This window comes from Nocardioides marmorisolisilvae (assembly GCF_031656915.1).
GTDB lineage: Bacteria > Actinomycetota > Actinomycetes > Propionibacteriales > Nocardioidaceae > Marmoricola > Marmoricola terrisoli.
Genome location: NZ_CP134227.1, coordinates 1,269,774 through 1,287,019 on the forward strand (window position 1 = coordinate 1,269,774; position 17,246 = coordinate 1,287,019).

The window sequence follows — 17,246 nt, forward strand, 5'->3', positions numbered from 1 at the left end:
GAGTCTGCTGGCACTCATTCGTCCGGAGTGCCAAGCCTACCGCCCGTAACCACGACGTCGTCGTTCTCGTTAGTCCGCAGGCCGGTCGTCGCAGCGCGACGGGCGCGTTTGCGGGACGGACCGGGTGAGAGGTGTCGATGAAGCTCCGGATCTTCGCAGGACTGGCCGCTGCCGTTCTGGTCATGGCGGGAGTGCTGTCCGGCGGTCCCGCCGACGCCGCCGCCGCGCCGTACCCGGTGAGCTACAACTTTCTGCAGAACACGTTCACGACCAATACCGCGGCCAGCGCACCCGGCGAGAACATCTGGTCGTGTCGCCCGACGGCCAGGCACCCCCGCCCCGTGATCCTGGTGCACGGGACCGGCGGCAACGCAGCCACCAACTGGGCCACCTATGCAGCCCTGCTGGCCAACCACGGCTACTGCGTCTTCGCGCTGACCTACGGCGTGTCCCCCACCCTGAGTGCGAGCCCGGTGGCCATCGGCGGGATGGGCAGGATCGAGGACAGCGCCCAGGAGCTCAAGGACTTCGTCGCGAAGGTGCTCCGCCGGACCGGCGCCACCAGGGTCGACCTGGTCGGCCACTCGCAGGGCACCCTGATGCCCGACTACTACGTCAAGTTTCTCGGCGGCGCGCGGTTCGTCGACCACTACGTATCGCTGGCCCCCGTGTGGCACGGCGAGGGCGTGAGCGCGCTCGGCCAGCTGATGTCGGCGGGCGCGGCGTACGGCTTCGACGCGGCCAAGACCGTCCCGGTGTGCGCCGCCTGTCCGGAGATGGTGAACGGGTCCCCATTCATGCAGCAGATGCGCAGCGGGAGGTACGGCGTGGCCGTCCCCGGGGTGAAGTACACCAACATCTACACCCGCTACGACGACGTGGTGATCCCTTACACCAGCGGCATCGAGCCCGGCCACCCGAACATGACGAACATCCTGCTGCAGAGCCGCTGCGCCAACGACTTCTCCGATCACCTCGAGATCGCGTCGAGTCCCAACGCGGCACAGATCGTGCTGAACACCCTCGATCCCGCCCACGCCCAGCCGCTCCGCTGTCGGCTCACCCTGCCCGTGAACGGCTTCGTCCACTGACCGCCTAGTGTCGTCGGGGTGAACGGCGCTCCCTTCGTCGAGATCGGCGACCGCTGCTGGACGGCCCGGTATGACTTCCTCGACGTCAACGTCTCAGTGGTGGCCGGCGACGCCGGGCTGGTGGTCATCGACACCAACGCCTCGGCCCGACTCGGCGCGCAGGTGCTGGCCGACGTCCGCCGCGTCTCCCCGGCCCCGATCCGCAATGCGATCAACACGCATGCGCACTTCGACCACACCTTCGGCAACGGTGCTTTCGCCAGGGCTGGCGCCGAACTGGTCTGCCACGAGGGCGCCGCCGCGGAGCTTCCCGGCCACGCGACCGCGACCCGTGCGCAGGCGGCGACCGATGACTCTCGTCCCGAGCACGCCGACATCGCCGCCACCGAAGTGGTCGTGCCCTCGCGCACGTTCTCCTCGGCACTTGCCATCGACCTCGGCGACCGGCAGGTCGAGCTGGTGCATCCCGGCCGGGGCCACACCGGGGGCGACCTGGTCGTCCGGGTCGCGGACGCAGACGTCCTCCTCGCCGGCGACCTGGTCGAGGAGTCGGCCGCCCGCGAGGCGGTGCCGGGCTTCGGCTCGGACTGCTATCCGCTGGAGTGGCCGGCCACCCTCGATCTGGTGCTGGAGCTGATCGGCCCGGACACCGCCGTCGTACCCGGCCACGGCGCGCCGGTGGGCCGCGACTTCGTCGAGGAGCAGCGTGCCGCGATCGGCGTGGTGGCGGGCACGATCCGCGACCTGGCCGGCCGCGGCGTACCGGTCGACCAGGCGTTGTCCGCAGCCGAGTGGCCCTACCCGGCAGAGCAGCTCACCGATGCGGTACGCCGGGGCTACGCCCAGCTGCCACGATCGGCTCGCCAGCTCCCGCAGGTGCGGTGACCGCCGCGCCAGCGACCGCCTCGGTCGTGGTACGCCTCGGGTCGCACGCCCCGGGATCTGGTCACGCGGACAACACGCGCTGGTACAGAGCTCGAGTCGCTTCGGTGAGGTTCAAGTCCGCGATGCGCTCGGGTGCCACGAAGACGATCTGCCGGCCTTCGTGGCATTCGACCTCGGCGTCGGTCAGGGCCATCCGCGCGGCATAGAGGTCGACCTGATCGATGCCGTGGATCTCGCACGAGCTCTCGAACGACCCGAGGTGCACGAGACTCTCGCATGCCACGCCGGTTTCCTCCGCGAGCTCGCGTCGAGCGGCCTGGGCCGGCAACTCACTGGGCTCGACACCACCACCGACCAGGCTCCACATCTCTGGATTCACCGGTGCCCGATCGTCACGTTCCTGGAGGAGGAGCCAGCCTCGCGGATCGACGATCCCCACCAGGACTGCACGTCCGGCCGGGGGCCGGTCTTGGCTGGCAGGGTCGGACACGGTGGCGAGTGTGTCACGGCCCGCTTCCCCGCATGCGAGCCGATGTCAGTCCTCCGACGGCCCGTCGGCGAGGATGCCGTACAGCTTGCGGCGGGTCTCGGCGAGCACCTCTGCAGCGCGCTGCTGCTGGTCGGGGGTGCCGGTCATCGCCACCTGCCAGACGGCCGTCATCGTCTGGGCGACGACGTGCTTGAGGCTGCCGTGGTCGTCGTCCTCGTCCTGGAACGCGTCCCAGACTGCTCCGATCTCGTCCGCGTGCTCAGCGTGATGCGCGCGACCGGCCTCGGTCAGCCGGAGCACCTTGCGCCCGGGCCCGGTGACGGTCTCCACCAGTCCCTCGTCCTCGAGCTGGGCGATCGTCGGATAGACCGAACCCGGGCTCGGTCGCCAGGCGCCGTCGGTGCGCTCGGCGATCGTCTGGATCACCTGGTAGCCGTTCAGCTCGTCGTCACTGGTGGCGAGGACGTCGAGGATCGCGGATCGGACGTCGCCGCGGCGTACCCGCGAACCACGACCGTGACCGTGACCACCTCGGCCGCCCGGCCCGAACACCGGACCCCAGGCAGGACCGAAGAAGGCGCCACTGCCCCCGAAGCCCTGGCCGGGCCCTGGTCCGAACCCCGGCCCGAATCCAGCTCCACGACCGGCGCCGCGTCCACGGCTGGCGTGTGCCCGGCGCACTGCCTCCATCTGGTGGGCGAGCTCCGGGTTCCACATCTTGTTGGCTCTCATCTCGAGATCTCCTTTCGTCACACGGCGCGGACTCATCACACGCTGCTCTATCTCGATATGTTGACGATATATCGCGATGCGTCCGTCGTCAAGCCCGCGTGCCGATCCCGTCGTGCGGCCCCCGCGCGCCGTACCGTGTGCCGGTGCCCTCCCACGACCGCTACGGCTCCGATGTCCTCGCCAGCGACTGGCGCGCCCCGAAGCGAGGGCGCGCGGTGGAGATCGCCGCGGACGTCGGCCTCGTCGTCGAGCAGGTGACCACCGACTGGTGCGGCGAGATCGTCAAGGTCGAGCGCGACCTCGGCACGGTGACCTTGGAGGACCGGCACCAGCGCCGGCGCACCTTCCCGCTCGGCCCGGGCTTCCTCCTCGAGGGGCGCCCGGTGATCCTGGTCGCACCGCTGACGCAGGTGGCGCCGAAGGCACCCACCCGGACGGCCTCGGGCTCGGTGGCGGTCGCCGGCGTCCAGGCCCGGATCGCTCGGGCCAGCCGGATCTTCGTGGAAGGGCGCCACGACGCCGAGCTCGTCGAGAAGGTCTGGGGTGACGACCTGCGGATCGAGGGCGTCGTGGTCGAGTACCTCGAGGGCGTCGACGACCTCTCCGAGCACCTCCGTGACTTCGGCCCCGGGCCGGACCGCCGGGTCGGCGTCCTGGTGGACCACCTCGTGGCCGGCTCCAAGGAGAGCCGCATCGCCGACGCCGTACGACGCTCCCCCGTCGGCAAGCACGTGCTGATCGTCGGCCATCCGTTCATCGACATCTGGGCGGCGGTCAAGCCACAACGACTCGGCTTCGCGGCCTGGCCCACCGTGCCCCGCACCATCGAGTGGAAGAAGGGCGTCTGCCAGCAGCTCGGCTGGCCGCACCGCGACCAGGCCGACATCGCTCGCGCGTGGAAGCACATCCTCGGTGGCGTCCGCGGCTTCGGCGACCTCGACCCCGCGCTGCTCGGTAGGGTGGAGGAGCTCATCGACTTCGTGACGGGGGACTGAAGATGTCCGAGCAGCAGAACTATCCTTCCCAGCCCTCGCAGCCGTACCGCTCGGCCATGACACCGGCCGACGAGCGGCTGTGGGCCGGTGCCGCGCACTGGGGCGCCCTGGTCGCCAGTGGCATTGCGCTGGCCTTCCTCGGCCCGTTCCTGGTGCTGCTGGTCAAGGGCGACCAGTCCCCGTTCGTCCGGCGTCAGGCGGTGGAGTCGCTGAACTTCCAGCTCTCCGTGCTGATCTACGGACTGGTCTCGCTGGTGCTCTGCCTGCTGCTGATCGGCTTCCTGCTCCTCATCGTGCTCGGGGTGGCCTGGCTGGTCCTCACCATCGTCGGTGCGGTCAAGGCCAGCAGTGGTGAGGACTACCGCTACCCGCTGACCATCCGGATGGTGCGCTGAGCCGAGCTCAGGGCAACAGGTCGCGCACCACGGCGTCGGCCAGCAGCCGCCCCGCGCGGGTGAGCACGAGGCGATCGCCTTCGAGCTGGGCCAACCCGTTGGTGACCGGCTGCTCGGCGCGGCGCGGATCGTCCAGCGCACCCAACGGAAGGCCCTCGCGCAGCCGCAGCTCGAGCATCACCCGCTCCAGGCGTCGAGTGTCGGCGTCGAGCACCTCGCGATCCGCCGCGGGCAAGGCTCCGGCAGCGATCCGCTCGGCGTAGGCACGAGGGTGCTTGACGTTCCACCACCGCTCGCCGGCGACGTGGGAATGCGCGCCCGGGCCGATCCCCCACCAGTCGTCGCTGCGCCAGTAGCCCAGGTTGTGCCGACAGCGCGCAGAGTCGTCCTTGGCCCAGTTGGACACCTCGTACCACCCGAGTCCGGCAGCCTCGAGAGCGGCGTCGGCCTGCAGGTACTTCTCGGCGAGGTCGTCCTCGTCCGGCATCGGCACCTCGCCGCGCCGTACCCGCCGGCCCAGCGCGGTGCCCTCCTCGACGATCAGGGAGTACGCCGAGACGTGGTCGGGCTCGCACCCGAGCGCGACGTCCAGCGAATGCTGCCAGTCCGCGGTGGACTCCCCCGGCGTGCCGTAGATCAGGTCCAGGCTGACCTGCTCGAACCCCGCCCTACGCGCCCACTCCACGACGCGTGGCACGTTGTCCGGATCGTGGGTCCGGTCCAGCACGGCCAGGACGTGCGGCACCGCCGACTGCATGCCGAAGGAGATCCGGGTGAACCCGCCTGCCCGCAGCCGGTCGAGCGACTCCGGCGTGACGCTGTCCGGGTTCGCCTCCGTGGTCACCTCCGCGTCGGGGGCGAGCCCCAGCACGGCGTCGATCGCGCCGAGGATCCGCACCAGGTCCTCGGCCGGCAGCAATGTCGGCGTACCCCCACCGAAGAAGACGGTGTCCACCATCCGACCGCCCAGCATCCCCGCCGTCTGACCCACCTCGGCGACCGCCTGGTCGGCGTACGCCGCCTGGGACGCGCCGCCACCCAGCTCGACTGCGGTATAGGTGTTGAAGTCGCAGTAGCCGCATCGCACCGAGCAGAACGGCACGTGCACGTAGATCCCCAGCGGCATCCGTCAATTATCCCGGTCGTCCGGCTGGGGACGGCCAATGGGTCGTTCCCAGCCGGACGACGGGCGGCCTGTGGACGACCGGATGCGGATGCCGGGCCGCCACCTCATCCTGTGGCGCATGCGAACCACCGACTCGGCACCGTGGCGCGCTCTCGCACACCGGCAGGCCGGAGTCCTGTCGCGGAGCCAGCTGCGCCGCCTCGGCGTCGACGCCGACAGGGTGCGGGCCCAGCTCCACGCCGAGCGCTGGCAGATCGTGACCCCCACCGTGGTGGCGACCTCCACCGGGATCCTGACCCGCGAGCAGCTGGCGTGGGCGGGAGTCCTGCATGGCGGCACGGGCGCGGCGATCGGCGGGCTCTCCGCGCTGGCAACGCACGGGCTGAAGAACTGGCACCGCGATGACCTCACCGTGATGGTGCCCAAGTCCAGCGGCATCGAGCCGGTGGCGGGGCTGGAGTTCGTCGAGACGCGCCGGGACGCCAGCGGTTACCTCGCGGACACTACCCTGGCTACCTGGCGGGTCGAGCCGGCCGCACTGCTGTTCGCAGCGTACGAGCCGGTGACGCGCTCGGCCTACGGACTGCTCGCCGCGGTCGTCCAGCAGCGACTGACCACTGCGGACCGGCTGGTCCGCTGGATCGGCGCCATGCGCCCGCTGCGGCGTGCGCGCGCATTCCGGCAGCTGCTGGCCGAGATCGACGGAGGCGCGCAGTCGCTGGCCGAGGTCGACGTGGCGCGGATGTGCCGAACGCACCACCTGCCGACGCCGCGCCGCCAGAACATGCGTCGTGACTCCTCGGGGCGACGGCGCTACACCGATGCGGAGTGGCCGTTGCCGAATGGGCAGGTGGTCGTCCTGGAGGTCGACGGCGGATTCCACATGTCGAGCGAGAGCTGGGAGGACGACATCGGCCGGGAGCGCGGCCTGGTCGCGAGGGGCGCGATCCTGGTGCGCTGCACCGCCAGGGAGCTGCGGGACGACCCGGATCGGGTCGCGCGCGACCTGATCATGCTGGGCGTGCGCAGTTCGTCCGGCTGAGGACGACCAATGGGTCGCCCTCAGCCGGACGACCGATGCTCAGGCGTAGAAGGACTCGAGCAGGCCCGAGTAGTTCTGCTCCACCACGTTGCGCTTGACCTTCAGCGAGGGGGTCAGCTCGCCGGACTCGATGGTCAGGTCGTGGTCGAGCAGCTCGAACTTCTTGATCGTCTCCCACCGGTTGAGCTGGTTGTTCAGCTCGTCGATGTAGTCCTGGACCATCTCGCGACAGGCCGGGCTGGCCACGATCTCGGCGTACGACTTGCCGGCGAGGCCGTTCTCCTTCGCCCAGCCGACGATCTCGTCGGGATCGAGGGTCACGATGGCGACGCAGTAGTTCCGCTCGTTGCCGAAGACCATGAACTGGCTGGCATAGGGGCAGATCGCCTTGAACTTGGACTCGATCGCGTTGGGCGCGATGTACTTGCCGCCCGAGGTCTTGAAGAGCTCCTTGATCCGTCCGGTGATGCGCAGGAAGCCGTCCTCGTCGAGGCTGCCCTTGTCACCGGTGCGCAGGAACCCGTCCTCGGTGAACACCGCGGCGGTTTCCTCCGGCCGGTTGTGGTAGCCGGCCATCACGTTGGGACCCTTGATCAGGATCTCGTCGTTCTCGCCGAGACGCACCTCCGAGCCGGGGAAGACCGGGCCGACCGTCCCGATCCGGTTGTCGTTGGGGTGGTTGACGAATGCCCCCGCCGACGTCTCGGTCAGGCCGTAGCCCTCGAGGATCACCAGGCCGGCGGCGTTGAACCACTCGGCGATCTCGCGGTTGAGGGCGGCCGAGCCGGAGATGAAGAACCGGACCCGGCCGCCGAACCGCTCACGGACCTTGCTGAACACCAACGTGTCGAAGAGGCCGTGCTGCGCACGAAGGAGTAGCGGGACGGCCTGCCCTCGCGACTTCAGGTCCGCCACCTTCCGACCGACCACGAAGGCCCGGGTGAAGATCTTCTCCTTCAGGCCGCCCTCCTGGGCAGTCATGGTCATGACCCGGGCGTGCGCCTTCTCGAAGATCCGCGGCGCCGCCCCCATGAAGGTCGGCCGCACCACCGCGAGGTTGTCGATGATCCGGTCCACCCTGCCGTCGATCGCCGTCGAGAACCCGCAGGCGAGCTGTGCCGAGAGCAGCACCTTGCCGAACGAGTGCGCCATCGGCAGCCAGAGGAACTGCAGGTCCCGCTCGTCGAGGATGCCCTGGGACTCGATAACCGCGCCCTCGTAGGTCCATGACTGGTGCAGCAGCCGGACGCCCTTCGGCTTCCCGGTCGTGCCCGAGGTGTAGATCAGGGTGGCCAGCTGATCGCCCGGGATCGACTCCGCGATCTGTCGGATCTCGCCCGGGTGCTCCTGGTTGTACGCCGCGCCGAGCTTCTCCAGGTCGGCCAGCGAGATCACCCAATCGCCGTCGGTCGCCCCGGTGAAGGTGACCACCTTCTCCAACCGGGGCAGATCGTCACGATGTGCGCGCAGCTTCCCGACCTGGGTGTCGTCCTCGGCGAAGACCACCCGGCACTCGGAGTCGGCCAGGATGTAGGCGACGTCCTCGGCCATGGTGGAGGGGTAGACAGTCGTCGTCGCGGCGCCGGCGCACATCACGGCGAGGTCGGCGGCGACCCACTCGTAGCTGGTGGCGGCTGCGATGCCGACCCGCTCCTCGCGCCCGATCCCGAGGGCGAGGAGGCCGCCGGCGAGCTTCTCGACGTACTCACCGACCTGGTGCCACGTCACCGCCTGCCAGGCATCCCCGACGGGGAACCGGAACGCCTCAGCGTCCCTGGAGAGCTCGATGCGACGGAGGAACTGCAGGGCGACGTTGGCGGGACGTCCCTCGATCACGGCGGGGTCGTAGTCGGTGGCAGCGGTGCTGGACATGCCCGCACCCTAGTTCACCCGGGCTGCGCCCGCAGTCAGTCCTGGACCGCTTTCGCGATGGTCACACAAATGGTGAGCCAGTGCTCGTCGGGATCGAGGTTGCGTACGGCGGACGACGCGCGCACGTGGCTGGCGGCATTGAGCACCATTCGTACGACGACCCAGTCCCGGGCCCGGCCCTCGTCGAGACCGGCCACGTCGATGAGCGTGTGGAACCGGCGCCGAAGGGCGTCCCGCACACTCGCACCGCCCGGGGCCCGCTGGAGCTCGTCGAACCGATTCCACAGCATCGGTGCCAGCTCGTAGTGGGGGTCGCCGGACAGCGGCTTCGGATCGATCACCAGCCAGGCCGCTCGGTCCGCGGAGAGGACGTTCTCATAGTGCAGGTCGGTGTGCAGCAGCGTGCCGTCGGTCGCAGGATCGGCGACGAGATCGGTCGCCAGGGACAGCGCCTGCTGGACGAGCCGCCTCGGCAACGGGGCACCCCGGGGCAGCTCGCGCAGCAGGGCGAGCTGTGCGCCGACGTACGACGACAGGGTGCGCAGCTGTGGCGGCGCTGGGATGTGGAGCCGTCCGTAGAGCTCACCGACCACGGTGCAGGCCTCGATGTCCCACGCATCGGCGAGGCTGACGTCGCGTAGCCTCTCAAGCAGCATCGCCCGGCGGCGCGGAGCCGCCCGCAGCAGGCGCACCGCACCCTCACCGTTCCAGTGGGTCAGCGCCAGGTGCTCGTGCTCGGTCTCCTCGTCGGGGAACGACACCTTGAGGACGGCCCGGTCGCCGGCCGAGGTCACCACCGGCACGACGAGCGCGCAGTAGCCGTGCATCATCCAGCCGTCGGTGCGCAGCTCCCACTCGTCGAGGAAACCGTCGACCAGGCGGGGCAGGTCGTCGACCCAGTGCGCCCAGTATGGCCCTCGCTCGGCCATCCCGAGCACTCCGTCGGGCAGCCGCACGCTACCTCTGCTTCTTCTCGCCCGGTCCGGAGGTGGACAGCGCCGCGATGAACGCCTCCTGGGGGACCTCGACGCGGCCGACCATCTTCATCCGCTTCTTGCCCTCCTTCTGCTTCTCCAGCAGCTTCCGCTTGCGGGTGATGTCGCCGCCGTAGCACTTGGCCAGCACGTCCTTGCGGATCGCCCGGATGGTCTCGCGCGCGATGACCCGGGCACCGATGGCGGCCTGGATGGGCACCTCGAACTGCTGCCGTGGGATCAGCTCGCGCAGCTTGCCCGCCAGCATCACGCCGTAGGAGTACGCCGCATCGCGGTGCACGATGGCGCTGAAGGCATCGACGGGCTCGCCTTGCAGCAGGATGTCGACCTTGACGAGGTCGGCGGCCTGGTCTCCGGAGCGCTCGTAGTCCAGCGACGCGTAGCCCTTGGTGCGCGACTTCAGCTGGTCGAAGAAGTCGAAGACGATCTCGCCCATCGGCAGGGTGTAGCGCATCTCCACCCGGTCCTCTGAGAGATAGTCCATGCCGAGCAGCTGACCGCGCTTGTTCTGGCAGAGCTCCATGATCACGCCGATGTAGTCGCTGGGACTGAGGATCGTCGCCCTGACCACCGGCTCGCGGACCTCCGCGATCTTCCCATCGGAGGGGTACTCGCTCGGGTTGGTCACCACGAGCACCCTGCCGTCCTCCATCACCACGTCGTAGACGACGTTGGGGGCCGTCGAGATCAGGTCGAGGTTGAACTCGCGCTCCAGACGCTCTCGCACGATCTCCATGTGCAGCAGCCCGAGGAACCCGCAGCGGAAGCCGAACCCGAGGGCTCCCGACGTCTCGGGCTCGTAGGTCAGCGCCGCGTCGTTGAGCTGCAGCCGCTCGAGCGCGTCCCGCAGCGTCGGGTAGTCGTCGCCGTCGATCGGGTAGAGCCCGGAGTAGACCATCGGGTTGGGGTGCTTGTAGCCGCCCAGGGGCTCGGTGGCGCCGTGGTGCTGGCTGGTGACCGTGTCGCCGACCCTCGACTGGCGGACATCCTTCACGCCGGTGATCAGGTAGCCGACCTCGCCCACGCCGATCTCGCCGGCCTTGACCGGCTCGGGGCTGATCACGCCCACCTCGAGCATCTCGTGGACCGCGCCGGTCGACATCATCTTGATGCGGTCGCGGTGGGTGAGCTTGCCGTCCACCACCCGCACATAGGTCACCACGCCGCGGTAGGTGTCGTAGACCGAGTCGAAGATCAGGGCGCGGGCGGGCTTGTCAGCGTCCCCGGTGGGCGCAGGGGTCTGCCGGACGATCTCGTTAAGCAGCTCCTCCACCCCGACGCCGGTCTTCGCGCTGGTGAGCAGCACGTCGGAGGGGTCGCAGCCGACCAGACCGGCCAGCTCCGCGGCGTACTTCTCCACGTTCGCGCTGGGCAGGTCGATCTTGTTCAGCACCGGGATGACGTGCAGGTCGGCACCCATCGCCAGGTACAGGTTGGCCAGCGTCTGCGCCTCGATGCCCTGGGCGGCGTCGACGAGGAGTACGGCGGCCTCGCACGCCTCGAGCGATCGGGACACCTCGTAGGTGAAGTCGACGTGCCCGGGCGTGTCGATCATGTTCAGCACGAAGGTGCGCCCGGCCTGCTCCCCCACACTGACCGTCCAGGGCATCCGGACGGCCTGGCTCTTGATGGTGATGCCGCGCTCCCGCTCGATGTCCATCCGGTCCAGGTACTGCGCCCGGGCGGCGCGCTCGTCCACCACGCCGGTGAGCTGCAGCATCCGGTCGGCCAGCGTGGACTTGCCGTGGTCGATGTGGGCGATGATGCAGAAGTTGCGGATCACCGCGGGGTCGGTGCGGCCCGGCTGCGGGGCGGGCGAGGCGGAGAGCTGGGACATCGGGACTTTCATCGAGGATTGCATCGGTCGGGCGCGAACCCACATTCTTCCACGCAGCAGGGCCGCATCCGCCCCCCGTTGCCTCGTGCGCCGCCATGACCAGCAGCCGGCCCTCCCCCTGTCGGTCTCACGGGTCCGGTGTCCCCTCCGCGACGAGCACGCCTGCCGAGGTCACTCGGCGCTGTCGAGGATCTCCCGCGTCTTGGCGATGGCGAAGCCCTTCATCTGCTCGAGGCTGGGCTTCGGCGGCACGGCGATCTCGTCAGGGTTGGTGACCAGGTCGAGCAACACCGGCCCATCGTGCGCGAAGGCCTGCCGTACGGCGTCATCGACGTCCTCGGGCTTCTCGACCCGAATGCCCTTCATGCCGATCGCCTCAGCGACCCTGGCCAGGTCCGGGTTGTGCAGGACCGTGCCGAACTCCGGGAGCCCGACCTGCTCCATCTCGAGCTTCACCATGCCGAGTCGGTCATTGTCGAAGACCACGAGCTTGACCCGGAGGTCGTGCGTCACGGCCGTGATCAGGTCACCCAACAGCATGGTCAGCCCACCGTCGCCACAGAACGCGACGGTGGCCCGGGACCGGTCGAGCGCCTGGGCACCGAGCGCCTGGGGCATCGCGTTCGCCATCGACCCGAGGTTGTAGGAGCCGATCAGCCGGCGCCCGCCGGTCATCCGGACGAACCGCGACAGCCACACCGTCGACATCCCGGTATCGCTGGTGAAGACCGCATCCGCCGGGGCGTGCCTGTCCACGACGGCGGCCACGAGCTCCGGGCGGATCCGGTGCTCGCGGTTGTCGAGCTTGCCGCGGAGCCTTCCGGTCAGGGTGCGACCGTGGTCGGGATCGGTGAGCCGGGCCTGGAGCCTGCGCCACACGGCGTACTCCTCGAGGCAGTGCTCCAGGTGCTTGCGCTTCTTGCCGCCTTCAACGAGCGGCAGCAGGGCCTGGAGGGTCAGCCGGGTGTCGCCGACCAGCCCGTGGTCGACCGGCGTACGACGCCCAATGTGCTCGCCACGCACGTCGATCTGCACCACGGTCTTCCCGGTCGGGTAGAAGTTCCGATAGGGGAAGTCCGTGCCGAGCATCACCAGGACGTCACCGCCCTCGAACGCCGCCTGGGCCGCCGGATTGCCGATCAGACCGGACTGCCCGACCTCGAAGTCCTCCGCGTCATCGAAGGCGTCCTTTGCCTTCAAGGTGAGCACCATCGGCGCAGCCACCCGGCCCGCCAACGCGAGCACCTCGTCATGCGCGTCGCGGGCGCCGTGGCCGACGAGCAGAGTCACCTTGTCCGCCGCGTTCAGCACGCTGGCCACCGCGCGCACGTCGTCGCCGGACGCGGGCGCCGGTGGCGGCGTCGGGACGAAGCGGGGCGATCGCACGCCCTTGGGCAGCTCCAGCGCGCCGACGTCGCCCGGGATCGAGAGCACCGCGACGCCGCTGCGGGCGAGCGCGGTGTTGACCGCCTGCTCGAGGAGCTCGGGCAGCTGGTCGGTGTCCGTCAGCGTCTGGTTGAAGACCGCGACGTCGGCGAAGAGCACGTCGTTGTTGACCTCCTGGAAGAAGTCCGAGCCACGTTCCTCCCGCGGCACCTGCCCGATGATCGCCAGCACCGGAGCGTGCGACTTCTTCGCGTCGTAGAGGCCGTTGAGCAGATGGATCGCACCGGGCCCGACCGTGCCCATGCACACCGCGAGCCTGCCGGTGAGCTGGGCCTGCGCGCTGGCGGCGAAGGCGCCGGCCTCCTCGTGCCGGGTGCCGACCCACTCGAGGCGGTCCTCACGGCGGATCGCGTCGGTGACCGGGTTGAGCGCGTCGCCGACCACGCCCCACACCGTGGTGACGCCGTAGTCGGCGAGGGAGGCGATCATCAGCTCGGCAACGGTGGTCACGGGGGCCTCCTCAGGCGACGAACTTGTCGGGATCGGCGATGCTCCAGTCCAGGGCCCACTCACCCGGCGGTGGCGCGGAGAGGAGCTCACCCGGCTCGAGGTGGCGGTAGATCTCTGCGTAGCTGAGCACGCGTTCGTGGTCGATCCGGCGACGGAGCATGTGCGGCCGCAGCTCGTCGGGACCGTGCACCCCCATCGACGCCATCACCTGCATCGCCTGTTGAACGGCGTTGCGCTGGTAGTAGTAGACCCGTTCGGTCTTGTCGGGCACGTAGAGCGCCCGCATCCGCTTGGGGTCCTGGGTCGCGACGCCGACGGGGCAGGTGTTCGTGTGGCACAGCTGGGCCTGGATACAGCCGACCGCCATCATCATCGACCGTGCCGAGTTCGTGTAGTCCGCTCCTTGGGCCAGTCGCTTCACCACGTCGATACCGGTCGCGACCTTGCCACTGACCCCGACCTTGACGCGATCCCGAAGGCCGACGCCCACCAGCGAGTTGTGGACGGCGAGGAGCCCCTCGGTCAGCGGGGTGCCGACGTGGTCCTCGTACTCCAGCGGCGCGGCACCGGTTCCGCCTTCTCCACCGTCGACGATGACGAAATCCGGGGTGACCTGCTCCTCGAGCATCGCCTTGCAGATGGCCAGGAAGTCCGAGCGGGAACCCAGGCAGAGCTTGAAGCCGGCCGGCTTCCCGCCCGAGAGCTCGCGCATCCGAGCGATGAAGTGGACCAGCTCGCGAGGGGTCGAGAACACCTTGTGGGCCGGGGGGGAGACACACTTCTCGCCTTCGGGCACGCCGCGCGTTTGCGCGATCTCGCGGCTCACCTTCGCTCCGGGCAGCACACCGCCGATGCCGGGCTTGGCGCCCTGGCTCAACTTGAGGGAGACCATCTTGACTTGGTCGTCCGTCGCGGTCTCACGGAACTTCTCCGGGTCGAAGTCGCCGTCATGCGTACGGCAGCCGAAGTAGCCGCTGCCGATCTCCCACACCAGGTCACCGCCCTGCCGATGGTAGGGGCTGAGCCCACCCTCGCCGGTGTCGTGGGCGAAGCCGCCCTTCGCAGCGCCGGCGTTGAGCGCCATCAGGGCATTGGCGGACAGGGCACCGAAGCTCATCGCGGACACGTTCATCAGCGCCATGTCGTAGGGCTGCGTGCAGCCCGGTCCGCCGATGCGCACCCGGGGCGGTTCGGCAGCCGGCTTGACAGGGACAGTCGAGTGGACGAGGTACTCGTACCCGGGCTGGTTGACATCGAGCTCTGTCCCAAAGGGCTGTTCCGCCTTGGTGTCCTTGGCGCGCTCGTAGATCGAGGAGCGGGTGTCGCGGTCGAAGGGGCGGCCGTCGTAGTTCCGCTCGATGAAGTACTGCTGGATCTCCGGACGGATGCCCTCGAGCAGGAAGCGCATGTGCCCGAGGATCGGGTAGTTCCGCAGGATCGAGTGCCGGCGCTGCAGCACGTCGTACCCACCGAGAAGCAGAAAGACTCCGAGCACCCCCACGAGGATCCACCAGCCCCAGCCGCCGATGGCAGCCGCGAGGGTCGCCACGGCGCCCAAGAACACCAAGACACCGAGAATGAAGAAGCGAAGCACGTGGCCTCCTCTGCCAGCCGACACCTGTCTCTATCAGATGCAGCACCGCACCGGGTCCGATTGGCGCTGAGCAACACCTGAGAGTTCGGCAACCGAGAAGGGGGTGCGATCCGCCCACGCTCCCCTACGCTGCCGTCATGAAACGCATGTCGGGCGTGGACGCGGCCTTCTGGTACGGCGAGACGCCCGCCTGGCACATGCACATCGGTGCGGTGGCGATCCACGAGACCGAGAACGCTCCCGACTTCAGCTTCGAGCTGGTCCGCAAGCTGGTGATCGAACGGCTGCCGCAGATGCCGCAACTGCGCTGGAAGGTCGTGAGCGCCCCACTCGGGCTCGACCGGCCGTGGTTCGTCGAGGACGAGAACCTCGACCCTGACTTCCATATCCGGCGGATCGGCCTGCCGAGGCCGGGGACGCGCCGAGAGCTCGACGATCAGGTCAGCCGGCTGATGTCCTACAAGCTCGACCGCTCCCGCCCGTTGTGGGAGCTGTGGGTGATCGAGGGACTGCAGAAGGGGCGCATCGCCACCCTTACCAAGATGCACCACGCGATCGTCGACGGGGTCAGCGGCGCCGGGCTCGGTGAGATCCTGCTCGACATCACCCCGGAGCCGCGACCACCGTCAGAGGTCGTGGTGCACGGCATCGGCTCGCGGGGCCCGCACCCGGTCAGGGCGGCGGTCGATGCGGCCGTCAACGTGGGCGTCCGGACGCCGCTGCGGATCGGCGGCCTGGTCCGACAGACGGTGGCGCAGCAGTTCGCCGTCCGCGGCGTGCAGAGCAGGCCGCCCCGGTTCTTCAGTGCACCGACGACGCGGTTCAACGGAACCATCAGTCCGCATCGGAAGATCTCCGGCGTCAAGATCGAGCTCGACCGGGTCAAGGCCGTCAAGGACGCCTACGGGGTCAAGCTCAACGACGTCGTCCTCGCCCTTGTCTCCGGCGCGATGCGCACCTACCTGGGCGAGCGCGAGGGCGTGCCCAGTCGCTCCCTGATCGCGCAGATCCCCGTGTCGATCCGCGACGACAAGAACACCGACACCGTCGGCAACCGGGTCAGCTCGATGACGGTGACGCTGGCGACCGACCTCGAGGACCCGGCCGAGCGGATCCGGACCATCTACGAGAGCTCGCAGGGAGCGAAGGAGATGGCCAAGGCGCTCAGCGCCAGACAGATCATGCAACTGCCCGACATCACCCCGCCGGGCCTGCTGACCATCGCGTCCCGGGCCTACACGATGAGCGGGCTGTCGAACGCGCTGGCGCCGATCAACGTGGTCGTCTCCAATGTGCCCGGCCCGAGCTTTCCGCTCTACATGGCGACGGCGCCGCTGCGCTCGCTGCTGCCGATCGGTCCGCTGGTGATGGACGTGGCGCTCAACATCACCGTGTTCAGCTACCTGGACTCGGTCGACTTCGGCTTCATCACCACCCCGGAGATCGCACCTGACATCAGCGACATGGCGGACGCCGTACCGAAGGCGCTGGAAGAGCTGGAGCGCGCGGCCCCACAGTGACCGGTCACCGAGCCTCCGGCTGCCGGCGGTTGTCCACAGATCGGCCCGGTGGTGTAGCGCGGCGGCCGGGCGGGTAGTGAGATGGGCACTCTCTCGGGACAGGGGACCTGATGGTGCATGCTCGATCGTGGCGGTTCGCACCGGCACTGCTCTGCGGACTGGTGTGCGCGCTGACCCTTGCCGGCTGTGGCAACGAGCCCGCGACGTCGCACTCCCCCTCGGCGACCCCTTCGGGCAGCGCGTCCGCCCGTCCCTCCCCGGCGATCCCGCCGATGCCCTCGGCCGCGAAGGCGCACAGCAAGGCGGGTGCGGTCGCCTTCGTGAGGTATTACGTCACCGCGTTCAACCATGCCCAGGCGACCGGAGACGTGCGCCCGTTGCGGGAACTCGGTGCGAAGGGATGCATCTCCTGTCGCAGCATCCTCACGACGGTGAGGGAGATCTACTCCGCTGGCGGCCACATCGAGGGCGGTCGATGGCGCATGGTCTCCCACGAGGCCCACCGCGCTCCGAACAATCAGTGGACGGTCGACGTTGGTGGTCGCTTCGCACCATCACGAACCTATTCGTCCGACGGCGCCGGCCCGGCACGCGCCAAGGGCGGAGGCGCCGTCGCAACCTTCTTCGTGAAGTACACCGGTGGATGGAAGGTTCTGCGGTGGACACGCGCCGACTAGGTCCGCTGCTGGCATTCGTCCTCATCACGTGGCTGATCGTCATTCCACAAGGCCAGGCGCAGGCCTCTGGATGCCACAGCGGGGCGGGCGCTGCGGCGG

The 17,246-nt window shown here is 69.2% G+C and carries 15 protein-coding genes; 7 read left to right on the forward strand and 8 right to left on the reverse strand.

Annotated elements, in window-relative coordinates:
• Positions 1-137 precede the first annotated feature (137 nt).
• Both Q9R13_RS06040 and Q9R13_RS06045 read left to right on the forward strand, forming a co-directional pair.
• On the forward strand, positions 138-1,091 hold the full coding sequence (locus tag Q9R13_RS06040) for an esterase/lipase family protein (protein ID WP_310964166.1): 954 nt from the start codon (positions 138-140) through the stop codon (positions 1,089-1,091).
• 18 nt (positions 1,092-1,109) lie between these two features.
• A complete protein-coding gene (locus Q9R13_RS06045; protein ID WP_310964167.1) occupies positions 1,110-1,976 on the forward strand; it encodes an MBL fold metallo-hydrolase in 867 nt (288 codons plus the stop codon).
• A 61-nt stretch (positions 1,977-2,037) separates the two neighbouring features.
• Here the strand turns inward: Q9R13_RS06045 and Q9R13_RS06050 are convergent, their stop codons facing one another.
• Together Q9R13_RS06050 and Q9R13_RS06055 are read right to left on the reverse strand one after the other, a co-directional pair.
• Complete coding sequence (locus Q9R13_RS06050) at positions 2,038-2,466, reverse strand: NUDIX hydrolase (protein WP_310964168.1); 429 nt, start codon at positions 2,464-2,466, stop codon at positions 2,038-2,040.
• 45 nt (positions 2,467-2,511) lie between these two features.
• Positions 2,512-3,198: a PadR family transcriptional regulator gene (locus Q9R13_RS06055; RefSeq protein ID WP_310964169.1), complete on the reverse strand. Its 687-nt coding sequence runs from the start codon at positions 3,196-3,198 to the stop codon at positions 2,512-2,514.
• Between the two features lie 143 nt (positions 3,199-3,341).
• On the opposite strand from Q9R13_RS06055, the gene Q9R13_RS06060 reads away from it, so the two are divergent.
• Positions 3,342-4,193 carry a DUF3097 domain-containing protein gene (locus Q9R13_RS06060; protein ID WP_397219100.1) on the forward strand — a complete coding sequence of 284 codons (852 nt, stop codon included), beginning with the start codon at positions 3,342-3,344 and terminating at the stop codon, positions 4,191-4,193.
• Between the two features lie 2 nt (positions 4,194-4,195).
• Entirely contained in the window at positions 4,196-4,588 is a 393-nt protein-coding gene (locus Q9R13_RS06065) for a DUF4870 domain-containing protein (RefSeq protein WP_310964170.1), read from the forward strand.
• Positions 4,589-4,595: 7 nt separating this feature from the next.
• Here the strand turns inward: Q9R13_RS06065 and hemW are convergent, their stop codons facing one another.
• Positions 4,596-5,714 (reverse strand): radical SAM family heme chaperone HemW, encoded by a 1,119-nt coding sequence (gene hemW, locus Q9R13_RS06070; protein ID WP_310964171.1) that lies wholly within the window; start codon positions 5,712-5,714, stop codon positions 4,596-4,598.
• A gap of 118 nt (positions 5,715-5,832) precedes the next feature.
• Here hemW and Q9R13_RS06075 point away from each other — a divergent pair, with 118 nt between their 5' ends.
• Entirely contained in the window at positions 5,833-6,756 is a 924-nt protein-coding gene (locus Q9R13_RS06075) for a hypothetical protein (RefSeq protein ID WP_310964172.1), read from the forward strand.
• A 39-nt stretch (positions 6,757-6,795) separates the two neighbouring features.
• On the opposite strand, the gene Q9R13_RS06080 is transcribed toward Q9R13_RS06075, so the two are convergent.
• From Q9R13_RS06080 to Q9R13_RS06100, 5 genes are all read right to left on the reverse strand, one after another.
• Entirely contained in the window at positions 6,796-8,628 is a 1,833-nt protein-coding gene (locus Q9R13_RS06080; protein ID WP_310964173.1) for an AMP-dependent synthetase/ligase, read from the reverse strand.
• Positions 8,629-8,663: 35 nt separating this feature from the next.
• On the reverse strand, positions 8,664-9,584 hold the full coding sequence (locus Q9R13_RS06085) for an aminoglycoside phosphotransferase family protein (RefSeq protein WP_310964174.1): 921 nt from the start codon (positions 9,582-9,584) through the stop codon (positions 8,664-8,666).
• A 1-nt stretch (position 9,585) separates the two neighbouring features.
• Entirely contained in the window at positions 9,586-11,460 is a 1,875-nt protein-coding gene (gene lepA / locus Q9R13_RS06090; RefSeq protein WP_310964175.1) for a translation elongation factor 4, read from the reverse strand.
• A 171-nt stretch (positions 11,461-11,631) separates the two neighbouring features.
• A complete protein-coding gene (locus tag Q9R13_RS06095; protein ID WP_310964176.1) occupies positions 11,632-13,356 on the reverse strand; it encodes a thiamine pyrophosphate-dependent enzyme in 1,725 nt (574 codons plus the stop codon).
• A gap of 10 nt (positions 13,357-13,366) precedes the next feature.
• Positions 13,367-14,950, reverse strand: a complete 1,584-nt coding sequence (locus tag Q9R13_RS06100; protein WP_310964177.1) for an FMN-binding glutamate synthase family protein — start codon at positions 14,948-14,950, stop codon at positions 13,367-13,369.
• Between the two features lie 137 nt (positions 14,951-15,087).
• Between Q9R13_RS06100 and Q9R13_RS06105 the strand changes: the two genes are divergently transcribed.
• Together Q9R13_RS06105 and Q9R13_RS06110 are read left to right on the forward strand one after the other, a co-directional pair.
• Positions 15,088-16,470 carry a WS/DGAT/MGAT family O-acyltransferase gene (locus tag Q9R13_RS06105; protein WP_310964178.1) on the forward strand — a complete coding sequence of 461 codons (1,383 nt, stop codon included), beginning with the start codon at positions 15,088-15,090 and terminating at the stop codon, positions 16,468-16,470.
• A gap of 110 nt (positions 16,471-16,580) precedes the next feature.
• Positions 16,581-17,147, forward strand: a complete 567-nt coding sequence (locus tag Q9R13_RS06110) for a DUF6318 family protein (protein ID WP_310964179.1) — start codon at positions 16,581-16,583, stop codon at positions 17,145-17,147.
• Positions 17,148-17,246 lie beyond the last annotated feature (99 nt).

What these genes read in the sequence shown, in the direction of transcription:
- Q9R13_RS06040 (WP_310964166.1), top strand. Translation starts at nt 138, where the DNA reads ATGAAGCTCCGGATCTTCGCAGGACTGGCCGCTGCCGTTCTGGTCATG.
- Q9R13_RS06055 (WP_310964169.1), bottom strand. Translation starts at nt 3,198, where the DNA reads ATGAGAGCCAACAAGATGTGGAACCCGGAGCTCGCCCACCAGATGGAG.
- Q9R13_RS06065 (WP_310964170.1), top strand. Translation starts at nt 4,196, where the DNA reads ATGTCCGAGCAGCAGAACTATCCTTCCCAGCCCTCGCAGCCGTACCGC.
- hemW (WP_310964171.1), bottom strand. Translation starts at nt 5,714, where the DNA reads ATGCCGCTGGGGATCTACGTGCACGTGCCGTTCTGCTCGGTGCGATGC.
- Q9R13_RS06075 (WP_310964172.1), top strand. Translation starts at nt 5,833, where the DNA reads ATGCGAACCACCGACTCGGCACCGTGGCGCGCTCTCGCACACCGGCAG.
- Q9R13_RS06080 (WP_310964173.1), bottom strand. Translation starts at nt 8,628, where the DNA reads ATGTCCAGCACCGCTGCCACCGACTACGACCCCGCCGTGATCGAGGGA.
- lepA (WP_310964175.1), bottom strand. Translation starts at nt 11,460, where the DNA reads ATGTCCCAGCTCTCCGCCTCGCCCGCCCCGCAGCCGGGCCGCACCGAC.
- Q9R13_RS06105 (WP_310964178.1), top strand. Translation starts at nt 15,088, where the DNA reads ATGAAACGCATGTCGGGCGTGGACGCGGCCTTCTGGTACGGCGAGACG.
- Q9R13_RS06110 (WP_310964179.1), top strand. Translation starts at nt 16,581, where the DNA reads ATGGTGCATGCTCGATCGTGGCGGTTCGCACCGGCACTGCTCTGCGGA.